Raw genomic sequence first — 16,277 nt, 5'->3', positions numbered from 1 at the left:
GGATCACGCTTCCCCCGCGGCGGGACGCGGCGCCACTCCGCACCCGACGCTTCTGCATGTGGACAACATCCAGCGAATTCCACAGAAAACTCCACAGCTTGGGATAATACGCATCTGATATGTCCGTTATGCGCCCAATTACGCTGAAGTAGCTAATCTTTCGCCGACATGGAAAACCGGCTGTCCACAATCTATTCCAGTGCTGTGGATCACACTCCGGCCGCTATGGCTACTATTTCCCGAATGCCCGGATCCACGGGGTTTTTGAACGATATGCGACATATCCTGGTGGGGCTTTTGACGAGATCGCCCGGAATGGCGAAGATCTCGCAGAGCGGTGTGGCCCTTTCGGCCTGTATGTCGGCGCGTATCCCCCGCCATCGAGCGCCGGCCCGGCACGACCGCGCTTCGAGCAGCGGCCGCCGCCCAAGCCTCGAACGGCATTGAGCCGCAGACGCACTGCGGGCGACTGTCGGCTCGTGCCGTCAGTCGCCCGCAGCTGGGGTGAATATCCAGTTGTGGAGATCGGCCGCCTCGGACGAACCGGCCGAATCACGCACCCGGCGGATTGTCCAGCGCGCTCGGCGGCAACGACGGCGCGGCCACCCGGACAGCGCGGCGGTGAATCGACTCCGCCGCTTGCTTATTGCGCGCGATCCGCTCCAGGATCTCGCCGTCGTGCGCCCGTGCGTACGCGAGCGCCAGCCTGATCTTGCTCGTATTCAGGTCCGACTTCGCGCTCAGCACGGCGATCCGGCGCTCCACGGGTCCGTCCAATTCGCGCAGGCGCGCAACGACTTCCCAAACCTCCGGACCGGCAGACAGCGCCGCGCGGCGGTCGTGCAGCGGACCGCGGAAGACGATCCCGGGGTGATCGAGCTGATCGACGCCTTCGCGGATGAGCCGATCGAGCAGTGCGGTACTGCTGGTGCCCTCCTGGGCAGCGCGATCGGCCAGCCGGAGGGCGGCCGACTCGGTGATACACAACGCCGTCGGTACTGGCCTGGACGTGCTCATAGCTCTCCTCGACCTGCATCGGTGCCGGATCAACGGTGTACTTCGCTAAGCGTGCCCGCTGCGACGACGCCGAGAACCCGGTGATCGGCAGGACATCGGTGTGTCCGCGTTCTGCCGCATGCGGGCCGAGGGTGAGTCAGACGCGCTCTTTGGAGCGAGTGCGCACACGCAGCGCGATCGGCTTCTGCGTTTCGGCGAAGAAGTCGTTGCCCTTGTCGTCGACCACGATGAATGCCGGGAAATCCTCGACCTCGATCTTCCAGACGGCTTCCATGCCCAGTTCGGGGTACTCGAGCACCTCGACGGACTTGATGCAATCCAGTGCCAGCCGGGCGGCCGGTCCGCCGATCGAACCGAGGTAGAAGCCGCCGTGCTCCTTGCACGCCTTGGTGACCTGCGCGGAACGGTTGCCCTTGGCGAGCATGACGAACGAACCGCCCGCGGCCTGGAACTGGTCGACGTAGGAGTCCATCCGGCCCGCGGTGGTCGGGCCGAAGGAACCGGACGCGTAACCCTCCGGCGTCTTGGCCGGACCGGCGTAGTAGACGGCCATGTCGCGCAGGTAGTCCGGCATGGGCTCGCCCGCGTCCAGCCGCTCCTTGATCTTGGCGTGCGCGATGTCCCGCGCGACGACCAGCGGACCGCTCAGCGAAAGCCTGGTCTTCACCGGGTATTTGGACAATTCGGCGCGGATCTCGTCCATCGGCCGGTTCAGGTCGATGCGCACGACATCGCCGCCGAGGATGGCGTCGGTCTGCTCGGGCAGGTACTGCGCGGGCTCGCGCTCGAGCTGCTCCAGGAACACGCCCTCGGCGGTGATCTTGGCCAGCGCCTGCCGGTCCGCCGAGCAGGACACCGCGATGGCGACCGGGCAACTCGCGCCGTGCCGGGGCAGGCGAACCACCCGCACGTCGTGGCAGAAGTACTTACCGCCGAACTGCGCACCGATGCCGAAGGACTGGGTCAGCTTGAAGACCTCCTCCTCCAGCTCCAGATCCCGGAACGCGTGCGCCGACAGCGAACCCTCGGTGGGCAGAGTGTCCAAGTAGTGCGCGGACGCGTATTTCGCGGTCTTCAGCGCGAACTCGGCGCTGGTGCCGCCGATGACGACCGCGAGGTGGTACGGCGGGCACGCGGCGGTGCCGAGCGAGCGGATCTTCTCGTCCAGGAACTCGAGCATGCGGGTGGGGTTCAGGATGGCTTTGGTCTCCTGGTACAGGAACGACTTGTTCGCCGAGCCGCCACCCTTGGCCATGAACAGGAACTTGTAGGCGGGGTTCGCCGGATCGCCCGCGGTGGAGTAGAGCTCGACCTGCGCGGGCAGGTTGGAGCCGGTGTTCTTCTCCTCCCACATGGTGATCGGCGCCAGCTGCGAGTACCGCAGGTTCAGCTTGGTGTAGGCGTCGAACACGCCGCGGCTGATCCACTCCGCGTCATCGACGCCGGTGAGCACGCCCTCGGACTTCTTGCCCATCACGATCGCCGTACCGGTGTCCTGGCACATCGGCAGCACACCGCCGGCGGAGATGTTGACGTTCTTGAGCAGATCGAGCGCGACGAAGCGATCGTTGCCGCTGGACTCCGGGTCGTCGATGATCTTGCGCAACTGACCCAGATGCGCCGGGCGCAGGAAGTGACTGATGTCGTGCATCGCCGTTTCGGTGAGCAACCGCAGCGCTTCCGGCTCCACCTGCAGGAACGTGCGACCGTTGTGCTCGAACGTGCGGACGCCCTCGGTCGTGAGCAGCCGGTAGGGGGTGTCGTCCGCGCCGATCGGCAGCAGGTCTGAATAACGGAAGTCCGGCGCGGTCACCAGTCGCACTCCTTTGGCTGGGCCCGAGCACCGCGAACGGCCGGGCTGGTCACGAGCACAGCGAGCCTAGCCACCACCGCCTGAGCGCCTCATGGTTAGGCAACCCTATCTCGGACAGTTGCCCGAAAAGGTTGCACGTTCAACCCCGGTGGTGCTACCTCTCAATTCTGAGAAAGCGCCCGGGCGCCAGCGTCCGGCCGCGCGCAGACTGTTCACGCGCCGCACGTCGCGACGCAGGACGATCTCGAGACACGTCAGAGTTTGGAGCGCTATCGTGACCGGTCCCCATTGGCTCGATGACGTAGAGATGCGCGCCTGGCTGGGTTTCGTACGCACCCGCGACCTCATCGCCGCGGCGGTCGGGCGGGATTCCACCAGAGAGTCCAACCTCACCTACGTCGAATACTCGGTGCTGGCCTACCTGGCCGAGGCGCCCGACCACCGGCTCACCTTCGCCGATCTCGCGGCCAAACTCGAGTGGTCGCAGAGCAGGCTGTCCCATCAGATCACCCGGATGGAGAAACGGGAGTTGGTCGTCCGCGAGCCGATTCCCGACGACGCCCGCCGCACGGCCGCCAAGCTCACTCCGCGCGGCGCCGACGTGCTCACCGGCGCCGCGCCCGCGCACGTGGAGAGCGTGCGCAGGCACATGATCGACATCCTCGATCGTCAGCAGCTGGCCGCCTTGGCCGACATCTACGACACCTTGCTCGCGCACCATCGACGGGCGGCGGCCGAAAGGTGACCGCTCAGGCGTGCGAAGCGGCGTGATCGACCGGAGCGCTTGCCGCGGTGGCGGTTTCGGGCAGCCCGAGCGCTCGCTCGAACCCGGCGGGCACCACCACGTCCGAGCGTTCCAGATCGGTGACGCGCGTCTTGCGCAGCCCCAGCAGCGCCGAGTCGATGCCGCCGCGCAGGATGTCCAGCACGTTCTCCACCCCGGCCTGCCCGTTCGCGGCCAGCCCCCAGAGGTAGGCGCGCCCGATCAGCACCGCCCGAGCGCCCAGCGCCACGGCTTTCACCACGTCGCTGCCGCGCCGGATGCCGCCGTCGAGCAGCACCTCGACCTGCGAGCCCACCGCGTCCGCCAGCACCGGCAGCGCCCGGATCGCTGCGGGGGTGCCGTCGAGATTGTTGCCGCCGTGGTTGGACACCGAGATCCCCGCCACACCCGCGTCGACCGCGCGCAGCGCGTCGTCCACCCGCATGACGCCCTTGAGCAGCACCGGGCCGTCCCACTGCTCGCAGATCCAACGCACATCCGCCCAGTCCGGCGGGGGCGTGCCCATCCATTCGCCGTAGGCGCCGAAGAATCCTGGCGCTGGCGCGTCGCCGATGGCCATGTTCGGTGCGGTCAGGTCCGGGATGCTGCCCGATCGCATGTAGGTGGCCAGCCAGCGCGGGCGCGCCAGGGTCTGCGGCGCGAACTTCAGCATGGTGCGCAGATCCAGCTTCTCCGGAATGACCGGGCTGCCCCAGTCCCGTCCGTGCGAGAACGACCAGTCCAGCGTCAGGATCAACCCGACCGCGCCCGCGTCCCGGGCCCGGCGCATCCGCTCCAGGATCTCGTCCTTGCCGCCGCACCAGTACAGCTGGAAGAACGTCGCCGGATTGGCGGCGATCACCTCTTCGATCGGCTTGCTGGCGAACGAGCTCAGGCCCATCGCGATGCCGCGCGCCGCGGCCGCCCTGGCGACGGCCACCTCACCGTCGGGGTGCACCGCTTGCACACCGGTCGGCGAGATCAGCACCGGCATCGAAAGCTGCTGTCCCAGAACGGTAGTCGACTGATCACGCTCGCCGATCGGACCGGCCACGTGCGGCGCGAAACCCAGTTCGGTGAACGCCCGCTGATTGTCCTCGATGGTCTGGCCGCGCTCGGAACCGGCGATCAACGCGCCGTACACCGATTTCGGCAGCCGCTTCTTCGCCCGTCGCTGCGCTTCGGCGACGGTCTCGAACCACGGGTTCATGTTCCGGTCCTTTCCGGGGAGTTCTCCGGCCACCAGAGCCGGGTTCGGTCGAGCAGGTCGGCGCTCAGGTGCTCGAGCAGGGCCACGCCCTCGTCGGCGGACGCCCCCGCCGGGTCGCCGAGCACGCCGTTGGCGCTCACCGCGCGCACTCCGCCGCGACGCAGCAGCGGCAGCAGTTCGGCGAGCGGGCGGGTGTCTCCCGCGGCGGCGCGGTCGCCGCGCACGCGCCCGGGCGTCAGCGCCAGTTGCAGCGCGGTCTCCGACCGTCCCGCGTGCGGATCGCCCTCGAAGCGCGGCAGGTACAGCCGCACGTCCCTGGACTCGGTGCGCAGCAGATCCTTCGCCCGCCGCAGCGCTTCGATGTTGCCGCCGTGCCAGTTGACCAGCAGAATCCGATCGAAGGTGTCGGTCGCCGAACGGCACAGCTCGACCACCAGCAGTTCCAGCGCCGCCTGCCCGATCGACAGCGTGCCGGGAAAGCCCGCGTGCTCACCGCTCGCGCCGTACGGGATCGCCGGTCCGACGAGCACGTCCGGGCGCGCCGCGGCCAGACGGGCGCACAGCGCCGCGGCGATGTCGGTGTCGGTGGACAGCGGCAGATGCGGGCCGTGCTGCTCGGTCGCCCCGACCGCCACGGCGAGGATCGCACCCGCCGTGGCGCGCGCGCCCGCCTCGGGCCAGGTGAGATCCGCCAACATGCCGCGAGATTATCGTCAGTCACTGACATAATCAATAGTCGCGATGAACGAGCACAATCAGACGATGTTGGAGAACCGGGCCACGCGCGGCCGCCCACGAGGCACCACCAAGCGCGAACTCGAAGTGATCGCCATGCGGCTGTTCAGTGAACAGGGCTTCGACGAGACGACCGTCGAGCAGATCGCCGCCGCCGCGGGGATCAGCGGACGCACCTTCTTCCGGTACTTCCCCACCAAGGCGGAGGTGCTGTGGTGGCAGTTCGACGACGAGGTCGCCGCCCTGCGCGCCGCGTTCGCGACGGTGCCCGACGACGTGCCGATGATGACCGCCGTGCGCCGGATCGTGGTGAGCGCCAACCAATATCGCGCCGAAGACGTTCCGGAACTGCGCACCCGTATGCAATTGGTCGCCACCGTTCCCGCGCTCGCCGCCACCGCGGGCGCGCACTACGACGCCTGGGAGCGCGCGGTGAGCGGGTTCGCGGCGGGCCGGCTCGGCCAGCCGGAGGACGGGCTCATCCCGCTCGCCGTCGGACGGACCACGCTGGCGGCGGCGCGCGCCGCGTTCGACGCCTGGCTGGCCCGCGCCGACGCGGATCTCACCGTGTATTTGGACGAGGCGCTCGCAGCGCTGGAACGCGGGTTCGCTACGGTGCCGTAAGGACTGTCGCACCCGAACATCCGGCGAACAAGCAGTAGGTTTCGCCGGTGACGCGGGTGGGGTATGACTAGGCTCGGAATCGGCTAGCGCCGATGCACGAAGATCCCGACTAACCCGTCGAAAGGGGCAGGAGTTTCCATGTCCGAGGTGTCCATGAGCCTTTCGGCGGATTCCCTGACCGCGGGACCGGTCGACAATCTGCTCCCGCAGCTGGTCGAGCACCTGCGCCAGAACCGCACCGCGCTGCGTGAGGAATGGGCCCGGCGCATCACCGACGCGCAGTTGCTGACCGCGATGACGCCCGAAGAGATCTTCTCCGAGGCCACCTCGGTCTACGACAACTACGTCGAGGTGCTCGAGACCGGTAGCGTCGAGGCGCTGCAGGCCTACGCGCGCGACCTGTCCGAACGCATCATTCCCCGCGGCGTCGAGACCGACGAGGTGCTCGGCATCGTGCTGCTGCTGCGCGACGTGCTGGCCCGCTCGCTGTTCGAGAAGTATCAGGCGGACTTCGAACTGCTCAACGCAGTGCTCGACGCCTACGAACCAGCTGCCAACCGCATCGCCAACACCGTGGGCGTGTCCTTCGTGCAGGAGCGCGAGCGTGTCATCCGGCAGCAGCAGGAAGCCATTCGCGAGCTGTCCACCCCGGTGCTCCAGGTCCGTGAGCAGCTGCTGATCCTCCCTATCATCGGCGTGCTGGACAGCCAGCGCGCCCGCCAGCTCACCGAACAGCTGCTGCGCGCCATACGAGCCAACCGCGCGAAGGTCGTCGTCATCGACATCACCGGTGTGCCGCAGATCGACTCCACCGTCGCCAACCACCTGGTGCAGACCGTCGACGCGTCCGGGCTGATGGGCGCGAACGTGATCATCACCGGCTTGTCCTCGGAGATCGCGCTCACCCTGGTGACCATCGGTCTGGATCTGTCGAAGATGAACGCGGTCGGCGACCTGCAAGGTGGTATCGAGGAGGCGGAACGGCTGCTCGGCTACGAGGTCTCCCGCGTCACCGAACGGGTGACCGAACGCGACGGCCGCTGATCAGGCGCGTCACATGCCGGTACCGATTCTCAAACAGGGGACTTATCTCATCGCGTCGGTGCAGTCCGCGCTGACCGATGCCGATACCGAACGCCTGCAGGACGACCTGATGAAACAGGTCAGCAAGTATCGGGCCCATGGCATCATCGTCGATGTCACCGCCATCGACGTGATGGATTCGTTCGCCGCGAGATCGTTGCGTACCATCGCGCACATGACGCAGCTGCGCGGCGCCGAAACGGTGATCGTCGGTCTGCAACCGGAAGTCGCGTTCGCCATGGTGCAGCTCGGGCTCACCTTCGAGGACATGCACACCGCCCTCGATCTGGAAGAGGGGCTCGCCTGGTTGGACCGAAAGATTCCAGCCCGTCGCCAGCGAGACGGTCGTGACAGTGGCCGCTGAGAACGTGGTGATCGCGGTCAGGGTGTCCGGGGACATCGTGACCGCACGTCAAGCCGGACGCGAACTGGCAGCAAAACTCGGATTCACCCTGACCGACCGCACGATGATCTCCACGGCGATCTCCGAGATCGCCCGCAATATCACCAGTTACGCGGGCAGCGGCGAGATCCGCCTGCTCGTCGACGACCGGGAGGGACGTCAAGCCCTGGTGGTGCAGGCCGAGGATCAGGGGCCCGGCATCATCGACATCGCCCGGGCGCTGGAAGACGGCTATTCCACCGGACGCGGGCTCGGGCTCGGCCTTCCCGGTGCCCGGCGGTTGATGGACCGGCTGACCGTGGATTCGGCGCCGGGTCGCGGCACGCTCGTGGAGATGTGGAAGTGGGTACCGAACGGTGCATGAGGACGGGCTCATCGGCCGGATCGAGTGGGCGGTGGCCGGTCGCGCACTGCCTGGTCAGCAGGTCTCCGGTGACCGCGGCGTCGTCCTCGACACCGGCGGCGGCACCGTCCTGTTCGCGGTCCTGGACGGGCTCGGTCACGGCGCCGCCGCGGCGGACGCGGCCGATCGCGCCGCGCGGGTGCTGTCGGAGAACCGCGCCGAACCGCTGGACGTGCTGATGGTGCTGTGCCACCGAGCGATGGCCGACACCAGGGGGGCGGCGATCTCGCTCGCCCTGTTCGACGAGGGTGACACGGTGCGCTGGCTCGGCGTCGGCAATGTCGAATCCCAAGTGCTGACCGCCGGTCCCGCCGGACTGCGCGTACACGCGACCGTCCTGCTGACCGCAGGCATCGTCGGCTATCGGCTTCCGGCGACGCTCCTGCCGCAGTCGGTCGCGGTCCGCCCCGGTGACCTGCTGCTGATGTCCACCGACGGCATCGTCACCGAATCGACCGGCGACATCGATCTTTCCAAGTCCACCGCCGACATCACCGCCGACATGCTCGCCCGGCACGCCAAGGACACCGACGACGCGCTGGTGCTCGCGGCGCGGCACCGAGGGGCCGCCAGATGAGCGGGCTGCTGGCCGACTTCCTGGACGACTACGCCGGCGCCCTACGCCGGCACATGGATTCGCCCACCCAGGCCGGCCTCGCCGAGGGGTACGAGCTGGGCAGGCGCGCCCTGGTCGAAGGCATCAGCCTGCTCGATCTCACCGAGAACCACTTCCGGGTCGTCCAGGATGTGGAGGAACAGCGGCAGAAGGAAGGTTCCGCCGAGGGCAGCGAATCCCGGGCCCGCCTGCCGGAGACCGCGCTGGAATTCCTTCTGCAGACCCTCGTTCCGCTGGACATCGCCACCCGCGGCTATCTGGACGGCACCCGCCGCTACGAGCAGCAGCGTACCCGCGCCGACGACCTCGCCGGACGCGACGCCTTCCGCACCGCGCTGGTGGAATCGCTGCAGGACGGTTTCTTCGTCGCGGACGCGCAGGGCACCATCATCGAGGTCAACACCGCCTTCGGCGCCTTGACCGGCTACGGCGCGGCGGGTGTCCCCTATGCCCTGCCGCACCCGTGGTCACGCCCGGACGGTCCGCGCTACCCCGATCTCGGCACCGAGGCGCAGCGCTTCGTCATCCCGATCCGCCATCGCGACGGCCGGAATGTGTGGCTCGCGGTGAGCACCAGCGCGCTGATCAAGCCGGAAGGCAACGAGCGGATCTTCGTCGGCACTCTCCGCGACATCACCGCCGAACACGACGCGCAGGCACGCGACCAGGCCGCGTCCCGGCTCGCCACCGCGGTCGGCGCGGCCACCAGCGTGGTCGAAGTGCTCGCCGTCGGGCTCGACGAGCTGCGCCGCACGGTGGGTGCGGAGACCGCGGTGGTGGCGGTGTGGCCGAGCCGCAACGCCGTGCCGGAGGTGTACGTCTCCGGGGTGGGCGCAGACGGCGCGTCACACGACGGCGCCGCGTCCCTCGACGACCGGTCGCGCGCACTGCTGGAACGGGCCAGGCGCAGACCGCCGCGCAGCCTGCTCGCGATTCCCGAAGCGGCCGAGAGCTCCGAGGGAATCGTCGCGCCGCTCGGCGAGACCGGCGACGCGGCGATGTGGTTGCGCTTCGCCGCGCCACGGGCGATCAGCGCCGCGGACTGGACGCTGTTCTCCCTGCTGATCGGTCATCTCAGCCTCGCCGTCCAGCGGGCGCGCAACTTCGACCAGGCCCGCGCCACCTCCCTGACCCTGCAGCGCGCCATGCTCGGCCCGATCGATCTGCCGCCGCGTTTCTCGGTGCACTACGAACCCGCGCTGCCGCCGCTCGAGATCGGCGGCGACTGGTACGACGTGGTGCCGCTGCGCGACGGCACCATCGGCGTGGTGGTCGGCGACTGCGTCGGCCGGGGTCTGTCGGCCGCGGTCGTGATGGGGCAATTGCGGACCGCCGCCCGTGCGCTGCTGCTGCGCGGCGCGGGACCGGCGCAATTGCTGGCCGAACTCGACACCGTGGCCGCGCGCATCCCCGGCGCCATGTGCACCACGGTGTGCGCCGCTGTGCTGGACCCGGTGCGCGGCCTCGTCCGCTACAGCAACGCCGGTCACATGCCACCGATCCTCGCCGACGTCGGCAAGACCGGCCGGATGCTGGAAGGTGGGCGCGCGGTGCCGTTGGCCACCTTCGATACGCCGCGCCGGCCGGAGGCCACCACGGCGCTGACGCCCGGTTCCACCCTGGTGCTGTTCACCGACGGCTTGGTCGAACAGCGCGGCGTCGACATCGATGAGGGCTTCGCCAAGATCGCCGCGGTCCTCGCCGACACCGCGGGACGGCTGCCGCGCGAGGTGGCCGACGCGGTGCTCTCGCGTCTCCGGCCGGACGCGGGCTACGACGACGATGTCGCCATGGTGGTCTACCGCCAGCCGCCCGCGCCGCTGCGGCTGGACGTACCTGCGCGCGCGGACGAGCTCGCCGCGCTGCGGCGCACGCTGAAGGGGTGGCTGGCCGCCACGGCGGTGCCGCACGATCTGGCCGCCGATCTGGTCGCCGCGGCCAACGAGGCGTGCAGCAACTGCATCGAGCACGCCTATCGCAACGAGAACGACGGCCGGGTGCGGATGTCGGCCACGTGCGACATCGACACCGTCGTCATCGTGGTCACCGACACCGGTGACTGGAAGCCACGCGCGTCCGATCCCGGCTATCGCGGCCGCGGCATCGACATGATGCGTGCGCTGACCGAGCAACTCGACATCGACCACTCCGAAGCGGGCACCACCGTGCGGATGTCGGTGACGCTGCCCGCGATCACGTTCCCGGTGGCCAATCCGTTACGCGGAACGAACCGCCGCGTGGTCGGCTGACGACCCCTCCCGCAGTGATCGGAGCGGCGGGCCGAACCCCGAAGATCCGGAACTGCATGCCCCGGTACGGGTTACCGGATTCCGCCCATTCGCTGACGATCATGCCGAAGGCGCCGTCGAATCTGCTGTCGGGATGGACGTAGCATCCGTAGAGACGCGGCACGATATCCGGGCCGCCCGGGGCCCAGAACGACCCTTTCACGGGACGGTAGGTCGAGGCCGTGCGCCAGTTGTCGGTGATTCTCGCGGCGACCTTGACGAAGGCGCCGTAGGCCCCGGCGTCGAAACCGGACATCACCCAGTTCCCCTGGATCCGCCGCAATCCGATCTCGCCGAGCTTGGTGCCGTCGGCCAGGATGCCGAAACGCGGATCGCTGCCGGGATCCCGGCCCCATCCCCAGTCCCGGCCGTTCCACCCCCAGCCCTGCCAGGCCGCCGGATCGGTGAGCGCGGCATGATTCTCACGCACCCGCCACAGCAGCATGTTCTTGTTGCGGGCGAGTCCGCCGGTGGAGATGACGTAGACGAAGCCGTCGCCGCCGCGTTCCCAGGAGATCATGGTGCGTTTCCCGCCGTAGGCGCTGGTGGACCAGCGGACCGCGGTATCGGTCCAGCTCTCGCCGTTGTCGTCGGAATAACGTATTTCGCACCACCGCTCGTTCGCCAATCCCTGGGTCACCATCACCCACAGATAGATTCGGCCGCCGATGGTGAGGGCGTCACAAGGCAGGATCGTGGAGTACTGCGGATTGTCGTGCAGGTAATCCCAGAGCTGCCGAGCGCCCCGCGCGGCCGAGCCGAACTGGATCGGCATGGACATGTCGTGGGTATCGCTGCGCAACAGCATCGGCGAACGCCAATTCGGGCCACCGACTCTCGGTTCGGTTCCGGCGAACGTGTCGCCGAGGACGTATCCGGTTTCGCCACTCGGCATTCGGAAGGGGATGAACAGATCCGAGCCGCCGATGTCGGCCATGGGGAGCGGATTCAAATTCTTGACCTTGGACATCGCCGGATCCTGTCGATTCTCGGAGCGTCGCTTACCAGATCGGCTCGTAGGGATCACCGCGGAATGCGGATCAGCTGCTCGTTCAGTATCGGACGTCGATGGCTGCACCGTTGCTGGTTCCGGTGAAAGCAGGCTGGCGAAAAAGGGGAAACCGACTGCGCAGCTTGTGTTTCGGCAAGGAATCACGTATCGATACCTGGTCACTGGCGGTGTCCCAAGGCACGCCGCCGGTGCGGCATCGGATGTGCGCGACATTCACCGCGTGGGCATCGAGTGCAACAGATCGAGCAGGCGCCGAGCGGATGCCCCCTCGGCGAGCCGGCAGTATCGATCGCAGCGCGGTGCGCCCGCCGACACCCGATGAGCGGCGAGCGCCTCGAAGCGACGCCCGCGCCTGCGCCGCACTCCGGCACGCCGGGCACCACCGCGAGCCGCAGACGATCACCGAATCCCGTCGGCAGTTGCGCCGGGTTTGGCCGATCGCGCAGCGGGTACGCCGCGCTCTGCATCCCGGACCAGCTCACTCACCGATCGGCCGGAAAGACATGTCCGAACAAGACACCCCCGACGACGAAAGTCGGACACGCGATGCCGCCGACGCCGGCCACAGCGACCAGATCGCACAGCCCCACTGCGCCGACGAAGCCGGTCCGATCGTCGCCGCCGAGGCCGAAGCCGCCCGTGCGCGCAGCGCGGAGTTTCCCCTCGGCCGCCCCGGACGCCGGTTCGACCGGCGCTCACCGTTCCTGATCGGGATGACCGGAGCCGCCGGCGTCGCACTGACCTACGCCGCCATTCGCACCGTGCTCGCCGCCGGTGGGACGCTGATCCTGATCGTGGTGGCCTTGTTCCTGGCCATCGGAATGGAGCCGCTGGTGTCCCGGCTGGTCCGGCCGCGGTTCCCGCGCTGGGCGGCGGTGACGACCGTCTACCTCGTCGGACTGGGCCTGTTCGCCGGATTCCTCGCCGCGGCGATACCACCGCTGATCACGCAAGGGGACGCACTCGCGCACAACGCGCCCCACTACGTCACTCATCTCGCCGACCGCTACCCCTACATCGGCACCCTCGATCAGCGATTCCATCTGCAGCAGCGGCTGCAGCAGACGCTCGAATCGGACTCCTCCGGGCTGGCCACAGGGGTGCTGGACGCCGGACGCGCGGTGTTCTCGATCGTCAGCAGCACGATCATCGTCGCGGTGCTCACCGCCTACTTCATGGCGAACTTCACCCAGGTGCGCGCCTCGGTCTACCGCCTCTTCCCACGCTCCCGCCGCGCCCGCGCCATCCTGATCGGCGACGAGATCTTCGCCAAGGTCGGCGGCTACATTCTCGGCAACCTGCTCATTTCGCTGATCACCGCTGTGCTGACCGGCATCTGGCTGCTGATCTTCGATGTGCCGTACCCGCTGCTGCTCGCGGTGCTGGTGGCCCTGCTCGACTTGATTCCCGTCGTCGGTTCCACCCTCGCCGGCGTGATCGTCGCGCTCGTCGCGCTGACCGTCTCCCTGCCGGTGGCCGTGGCGACCGTCGCGTTCTTCATCGCGCTGCGCTTGGTCGAGGACTATGTGCTGGTGCCGCGCATCATCGGCCGCGCGGTGCACGTGCCCGCACTCGTGACCGTGGTGGCGGTGCTGCTCGGCGGCGCGCTGCTGGGCATCATCGGCGCCCTGCTGGCCATTCCCGTCGCCGCGGCCGTCCTGCTGATCTTGCGCGAGACCGTCCTGCCCGCACTCGATGCGCGCTGACCGAGCGGGTCGATCCCGCAGCGTCCGGCTCGGCGGACGTCCGCAGACCTCCTGGTAGCGCTCTCGGCGAGCCGGCCCGGATTTCCGAATCCCCAGCACGCGGCCACCGTGCGACCGTCACCGTGCTCGGCCGAGGCGAGTTCCTCGTGGGCACGTTCGAGACGGACACGGCGCAGGTAGCCCAGCGGAGTCGTGGCGTAGTGCCGTCGGAGCGGTCCGGTGTCACCGCATCCGGCGGAGCATGCGAATAACGGCGCTGTCGATGATCGCCCGCTCCGCATCGGCGGACTCGGCCCGCTTCGCGCGCCGCAGTGCCGCCGCGACGGTCGTGCCGTTCTCGAACGCCGTCACGACCCGTGGGTCGACATAGGATGCCTGGGCGACCGCGGGGGTGTTGCCGAGCGCGGCGGCGACCTCGTCCATGACCTCCCGCACCGCGCTCCTGCGCGCCCGGCGGTCGGCCGGGCGTTCGATCGAGCCGAACGCGGCCGCGGCGAGCACGGTCGCCTGCCAGGTGCGCAGGTCTTTGACGCTGCACTCACAGTCGGCGAGTTCGCGGAAGCGCGAGTTGATGTCGTCGGCGCGCAGTTCGCCGTAACGGCTGCCGTCGCGGTAAACCAGGAGCCGGTCGGACTCGGCTTTGCTGCGCAGCAGCGATCGAACCGCTCTGGCGAGCAACGGATCCCGGATACTCACGCGGCGCCGGATGCCACCCTTGGCGAGATAGTCGAAAAGCATCCGCTCCCCGGACACCTCGACCTGTTCACGCAGCAGCGTCGCGACTCCCCGGGTGCCGTGCTCCTCGGCGTATTCCTCGCCCCCGACCCGGAACACTCCGCGATCGACCAGGTCGACGGCAACCGCCTCCACCCGCCGCCGGGCCAGGCCACGCAGTGCGAGATCCTCCCGCACCTGGGCGCGGATCTCCGGTAGGCGTCCGGCCAGTGCCAGCACACGGTCGAACTTCTCCTCATCGCGATCTTTACGCCACTGATCGTGGTACAGATACTGGCGCCGCCCCGCGGCGTCGACGCCGACGGCCTGGATGTGGCCGTTGTGGTGCGGGCAGATCCACACCTTTCGCCAGGCCGGTGGAATCGCCAGCCCGCGAATGCGCTCGAATGTCACGTCATCGACGGGTGCGCCGTGCGCGGTGCGGTAACTGAACCCGCGTCCGCGCCGGACGCGCTCGACTCCGCCGTCATATGGTCGGCTACGACGCAATCGCATTCAGTCACCGCCTGATAGCGCGGCCCGGTCGCCACGCGGTCGCTCGCGTTCTGTCCTCACATCACATAGCTGCCCGGTCCAGGACCGGCGAAACAGCCCGCGACGCCAGGACCCGGCAGTTCGACCTGGCGGCACGATCAGTAGAGAGCCCCACCGGAGAGCTATTTCGCCGGTGGGACGAAGGGCTGATTGATCGTGGTGAAGTACTGCACCAGGGCGGCCACGGCGATGGGTGCGGTGATGAAGAGCTGACCGGCGAGCGTGCCCAGCGCGCCCACGGCCAGGATGCCGCCCAGGCAGCCGACGGCGGCGGCCGGAATGAACGGACCGAACATGCCGACGATCGTCGCGGCGGCGACCGTGGCGCCTGCGATGCCACCGAGCACACAGCCGACCAGGCCACCACCGAGGCCGCCGACGACGGTGCCGATCGCGGCGCCGGTCGCGACGGTGTCCTTGAGCCTGGTGAAGGCCGCGACTTCGCGCTCGTACGGCGTACGCCAATGCGCCGAGTCCTCGAACGGAAGGGCGACCGGGCGGTACCGGGCATGGCCGATATCGAACAATGGTGTGAGCGTGGCTGTGCGGCCCCTGATATCGGCCGCGATGGGGAAGAGGAAATCGTCGACACGGAACTCCAGGGGCGTGCCTGCGAGTACGGTGCCGTCGGTCGCCTCGATCGCGAATATCCCGTTCTCGGCCCGCATCGAGCCCGAGTCGATCTGGACGACCACGCTCTCGGCCGAGGAGGTGGCGGTGTAGTTGACGACTTCCGCAGCGCCATCCTGCGGTACGGCGCCGGCGTTCCCGGCCGAGACGCCGGTCAGCGCGACAGCGAGCGTCGATATCGTGGCGATCTTGCGCAGCATCATATCTGGCGGAACCTTGACCTTTCGTTGTGTCGCTGTCAGTCCTGTCGCACCGTGCGCAGCACGGCCCCGCTGGTCGCGTCGATCGTCACCTCGTGCTCGACGCCGTCGGGTGTCCGGAGTTCGACCTCCCACACCGATGTGCTTCCCTCGTCGTCGAATTCGGTGGCGATCACGGTGCTCCCGGGCACGGCCTCGCGCGCCTTGTCGGCGGCTTGCTGCTCGCCGATCGCGGGTGCCGAAGTGAGCGACCACTCGTGATCCGTGACGGCGTGCCGGGCGGGCGCCTGCGGGCTCGCGGTGGCGTACAGCGCCACGGGGCCGCCGATGAGAACAGCGGCGGCAGCGGCGCACGCGAGCAGCCCGCGCCGTCCGGAAAGGGTACGGCGGACAGTGGCCTTCATTGCGAAACCTCCTGAGGGAATCGTGATCTCGAAGCTGGTGAGCACTTTCGCAGGGCGCGGCTTAAGACAGCCTGAAGGCGCCTGAAATCCGCTTCAGGAAG

At 68.5% G+C, this 16,277-nt stretch carries 16 protein-coding genes; 8 read left to right on the top strand and 8 right to left on the bottom strand.

The window, feature by feature from the left end:
- Positions 1-552: 552 nt before the first annotated feature.
- Both NNI01S_RS05315 and NNI01S_RS05310 read right to left on the bottom strand, forming a co-directional pair.
- A complete protein-coding gene (locus NNI01S_RS05315) occupies positions 553-1,017 on the bottom strand; it encodes a hypothetical protein (protein ID WP_063018031.1) in 465 nt (154 codons plus the stop codon).
- A 136-nt stretch (positions 1,018-1,153) separates the two neighbouring features.
- Entirely contained in the window at positions 1,154-2,830 is a 1,677-nt protein-coding gene (locus tag NNI01S_RS05310) for a fumarate hydratase (RefSeq protein WP_063018725.1), read from the bottom strand.
- Between the two features lie 274 nt (positions 2,831-3,104).
- On the opposite strand from NNI01S_RS05310, the gene NNI01S_RS05305 reads away from it, so the two are divergent.
- A complete protein-coding gene (locus NNI01S_RS05305) occupies positions 3,105-3,575 on the top strand; it encodes a MarR family winged helix-turn-helix transcriptional regulator (RefSeq protein ID WP_063018030.1) in 471 nt (156 codons plus the stop codon).
- 4 nt (positions 3,576-3,579) lie between these two features.
- Here the strand turns inward: NNI01S_RS05305 and mftD are convergent, their stop codons facing one another.
- On the bottom strand, positions 3,580-4,803 hold the full coding sequence (mftD, locus tag NNI01S_RS05300; RefSeq protein ID WP_063018029.1) for a pre-mycofactocin synthase MftD: 1,224 nt from the start codon (positions 4,801-4,803) through the stop codon (positions 3,580-3,582).
- Complete coding sequence (mftE, locus tag NNI01S_RS05295) at positions 4,800-5,501, bottom strand: mycofactocin biosynthesis peptidyl-dipeptidase MftE (protein WP_063018027.1); 702 nt, start codon at positions 5,499-5,501, stop codon at positions 4,800-4,802. Before mftE ends, mftD begins: the two co-directional genes overlap by 4 nt.
- Before the next feature lie 64 nt (positions 5,502-5,565).
- Between mftE and mftR the strand changes: the two genes are divergently transcribed.
- From mftR to NNI01S_RS05265, 6 genes are all read left to right on the top strand, one after another.
- Positions 5,566-6,162, top strand: coding sequence for a mycofactocin system transcriptional regulator MftR (gene mftR, locus NNI01S_RS05290; protein WP_063018723.1), 597 nt, complete (start codon positions 5,566-5,568; stop codon positions 6,160-6,162).
- A gap of 138 nt (positions 6,163-6,300) precedes the next feature.
- Complete coding sequence (locus NNI01S_RS05285) at positions 6,301-7,206, top strand: STAS domain-containing protein (protein ID WP_063018025.1); 906 nt, start codon at positions 6,301-6,303, stop codon at positions 7,204-7,206.
- A 13-nt stretch (positions 7,207-7,219) separates the two neighbouring features.
- Positions 7,220-7,609 carry an STAS domain-containing protein gene (locus tag NNI01S_RS05280; protein ID WP_039798459.1) on the top strand — a complete coding sequence of 130 codons (390 nt, stop codon included), beginning with the start codon at positions 7,220-7,222 and terminating at the stop codon, positions 7,607-7,609.
- Positions 7,599-8,012 (top strand): ATP-binding protein, encoded by a 414-nt coding sequence (locus NNI01S_RS05275; RefSeq protein ID WP_051020806.1) that lies wholly within the window; start codon positions 7,599-7,601, stop codon positions 8,010-8,012. The genes NNI01S_RS05280 and NNI01S_RS05275 overlap by 11 nt, the downstream gene beginning before the upstream one ends.
- On the top strand, positions 8,005-8,628 hold the full coding sequence (locus NNI01S_RS05270) for a SpoIIE family protein phosphatase (protein WP_063018023.1): 624 nt from the start codon (positions 8,005-8,007) through the stop codon (positions 8,626-8,628). The genes NNI01S_RS05275 and NNI01S_RS05270 overlap by 8 nt, the downstream gene beginning before the upstream one ends.
- Positions 8,625-10,916 carry a SpoIIE family protein phosphatase gene (locus NNI01S_RS05265; protein WP_063018021.1) on the top strand — a complete coding sequence of 764 codons (2,292 nt, stop codon included), beginning with the start codon at positions 8,625-8,627 and terminating at the stop codon, positions 10,914-10,916. Before NNI01S_RS05270 ends, NNI01S_RS05265 begins: the two co-directional genes overlap by 4 nt.
- Here NNI01S_RS05265 and NNI01S_RS05260 read toward each other — a convergent pair.
- Complete coding sequence (locus NNI01S_RS05260) at positions 10,861-11,925, bottom strand: DUF4185 domain-containing protein (RefSeq protein ID WP_084488502.1); 1,065 nt, start codon at positions 11,923-11,925, stop codon at positions 10,861-10,863. The genes NNI01S_RS05265 and NNI01S_RS05260 overlap by 56 nt on opposite strands.
- Positions 11,926-12,470: 545 nt before the next feature.
- Here NNI01S_RS05260 and NNI01S_RS05255 point away from each other — a divergent pair.
- Positions 12,471-13,673 (top strand): AI-2E family transporter, encoded by a 1,203-nt coding sequence (locus tag NNI01S_RS05255; protein WP_084488500.1) that lies wholly within the window; start codon positions 12,471-12,473, stop codon positions 13,671-13,673.
- Between the two features lie 222 nt (positions 13,674-13,895).
- Here the strand turns inward: NNI01S_RS05255 and NNI01S_RS05250 are convergent, their stop codons facing one another.
- The 3 genes from NNI01S_RS05250 to NNI01S_RS05240 all read right to left on the bottom strand — a co-directional run bounded on the left by NNI01S_RS05250 (position 13,896) and on the right by NNI01S_RS05240 (position 16,176).
- Positions 13,896-14,903: a DNA topoisomerase IB gene (locus NNI01S_RS05250; protein WP_063018019.1), complete on the bottom strand. Its 1,008-nt coding sequence runs from the start codon at positions 14,901-14,903 to the stop codon at positions 13,896-13,898.
- A 161-nt stretch (positions 14,904-15,064) separates the two neighbouring features.
- Positions 15,065-15,775 (bottom strand): DUF8020 domain-containing protein, encoded by a 711-nt coding sequence (locus NNI01S_RS05245; RefSeq protein ID WP_063018017.1) that lies wholly within the window; start codon positions 15,773-15,775, stop codon positions 15,065-15,067.
- Between the two features lie 35 nt (positions 15,776-15,810).
- Positions 15,811-16,176 carry a PepSY domain-containing protein gene (locus tag NNI01S_RS05240; RefSeq protein WP_063018015.1) on the bottom strand — a complete coding sequence of 122 codons (366 nt, stop codon included), beginning with the start codon at positions 16,174-16,176 and terminating at the stop codon, positions 15,811-15,813.
- Between the last annotated feature and the right edge of the window lie 101 nt (positions 16,177-16,277).

The organism is Nocardia niwae NBRC 108934 = DSM 45340, assembly GCF_001613465.1.
In the GTDB taxonomy this organism is placed as follows: Bacteria; Actinomycetota; Actinomycetes; order Mycobacteriales; family Mycobacteriaceae; genus Nocardia; species Nocardia niwae.
This window is presented reverse-complemented; position numbering and strand designations above follow the sequence as displayed.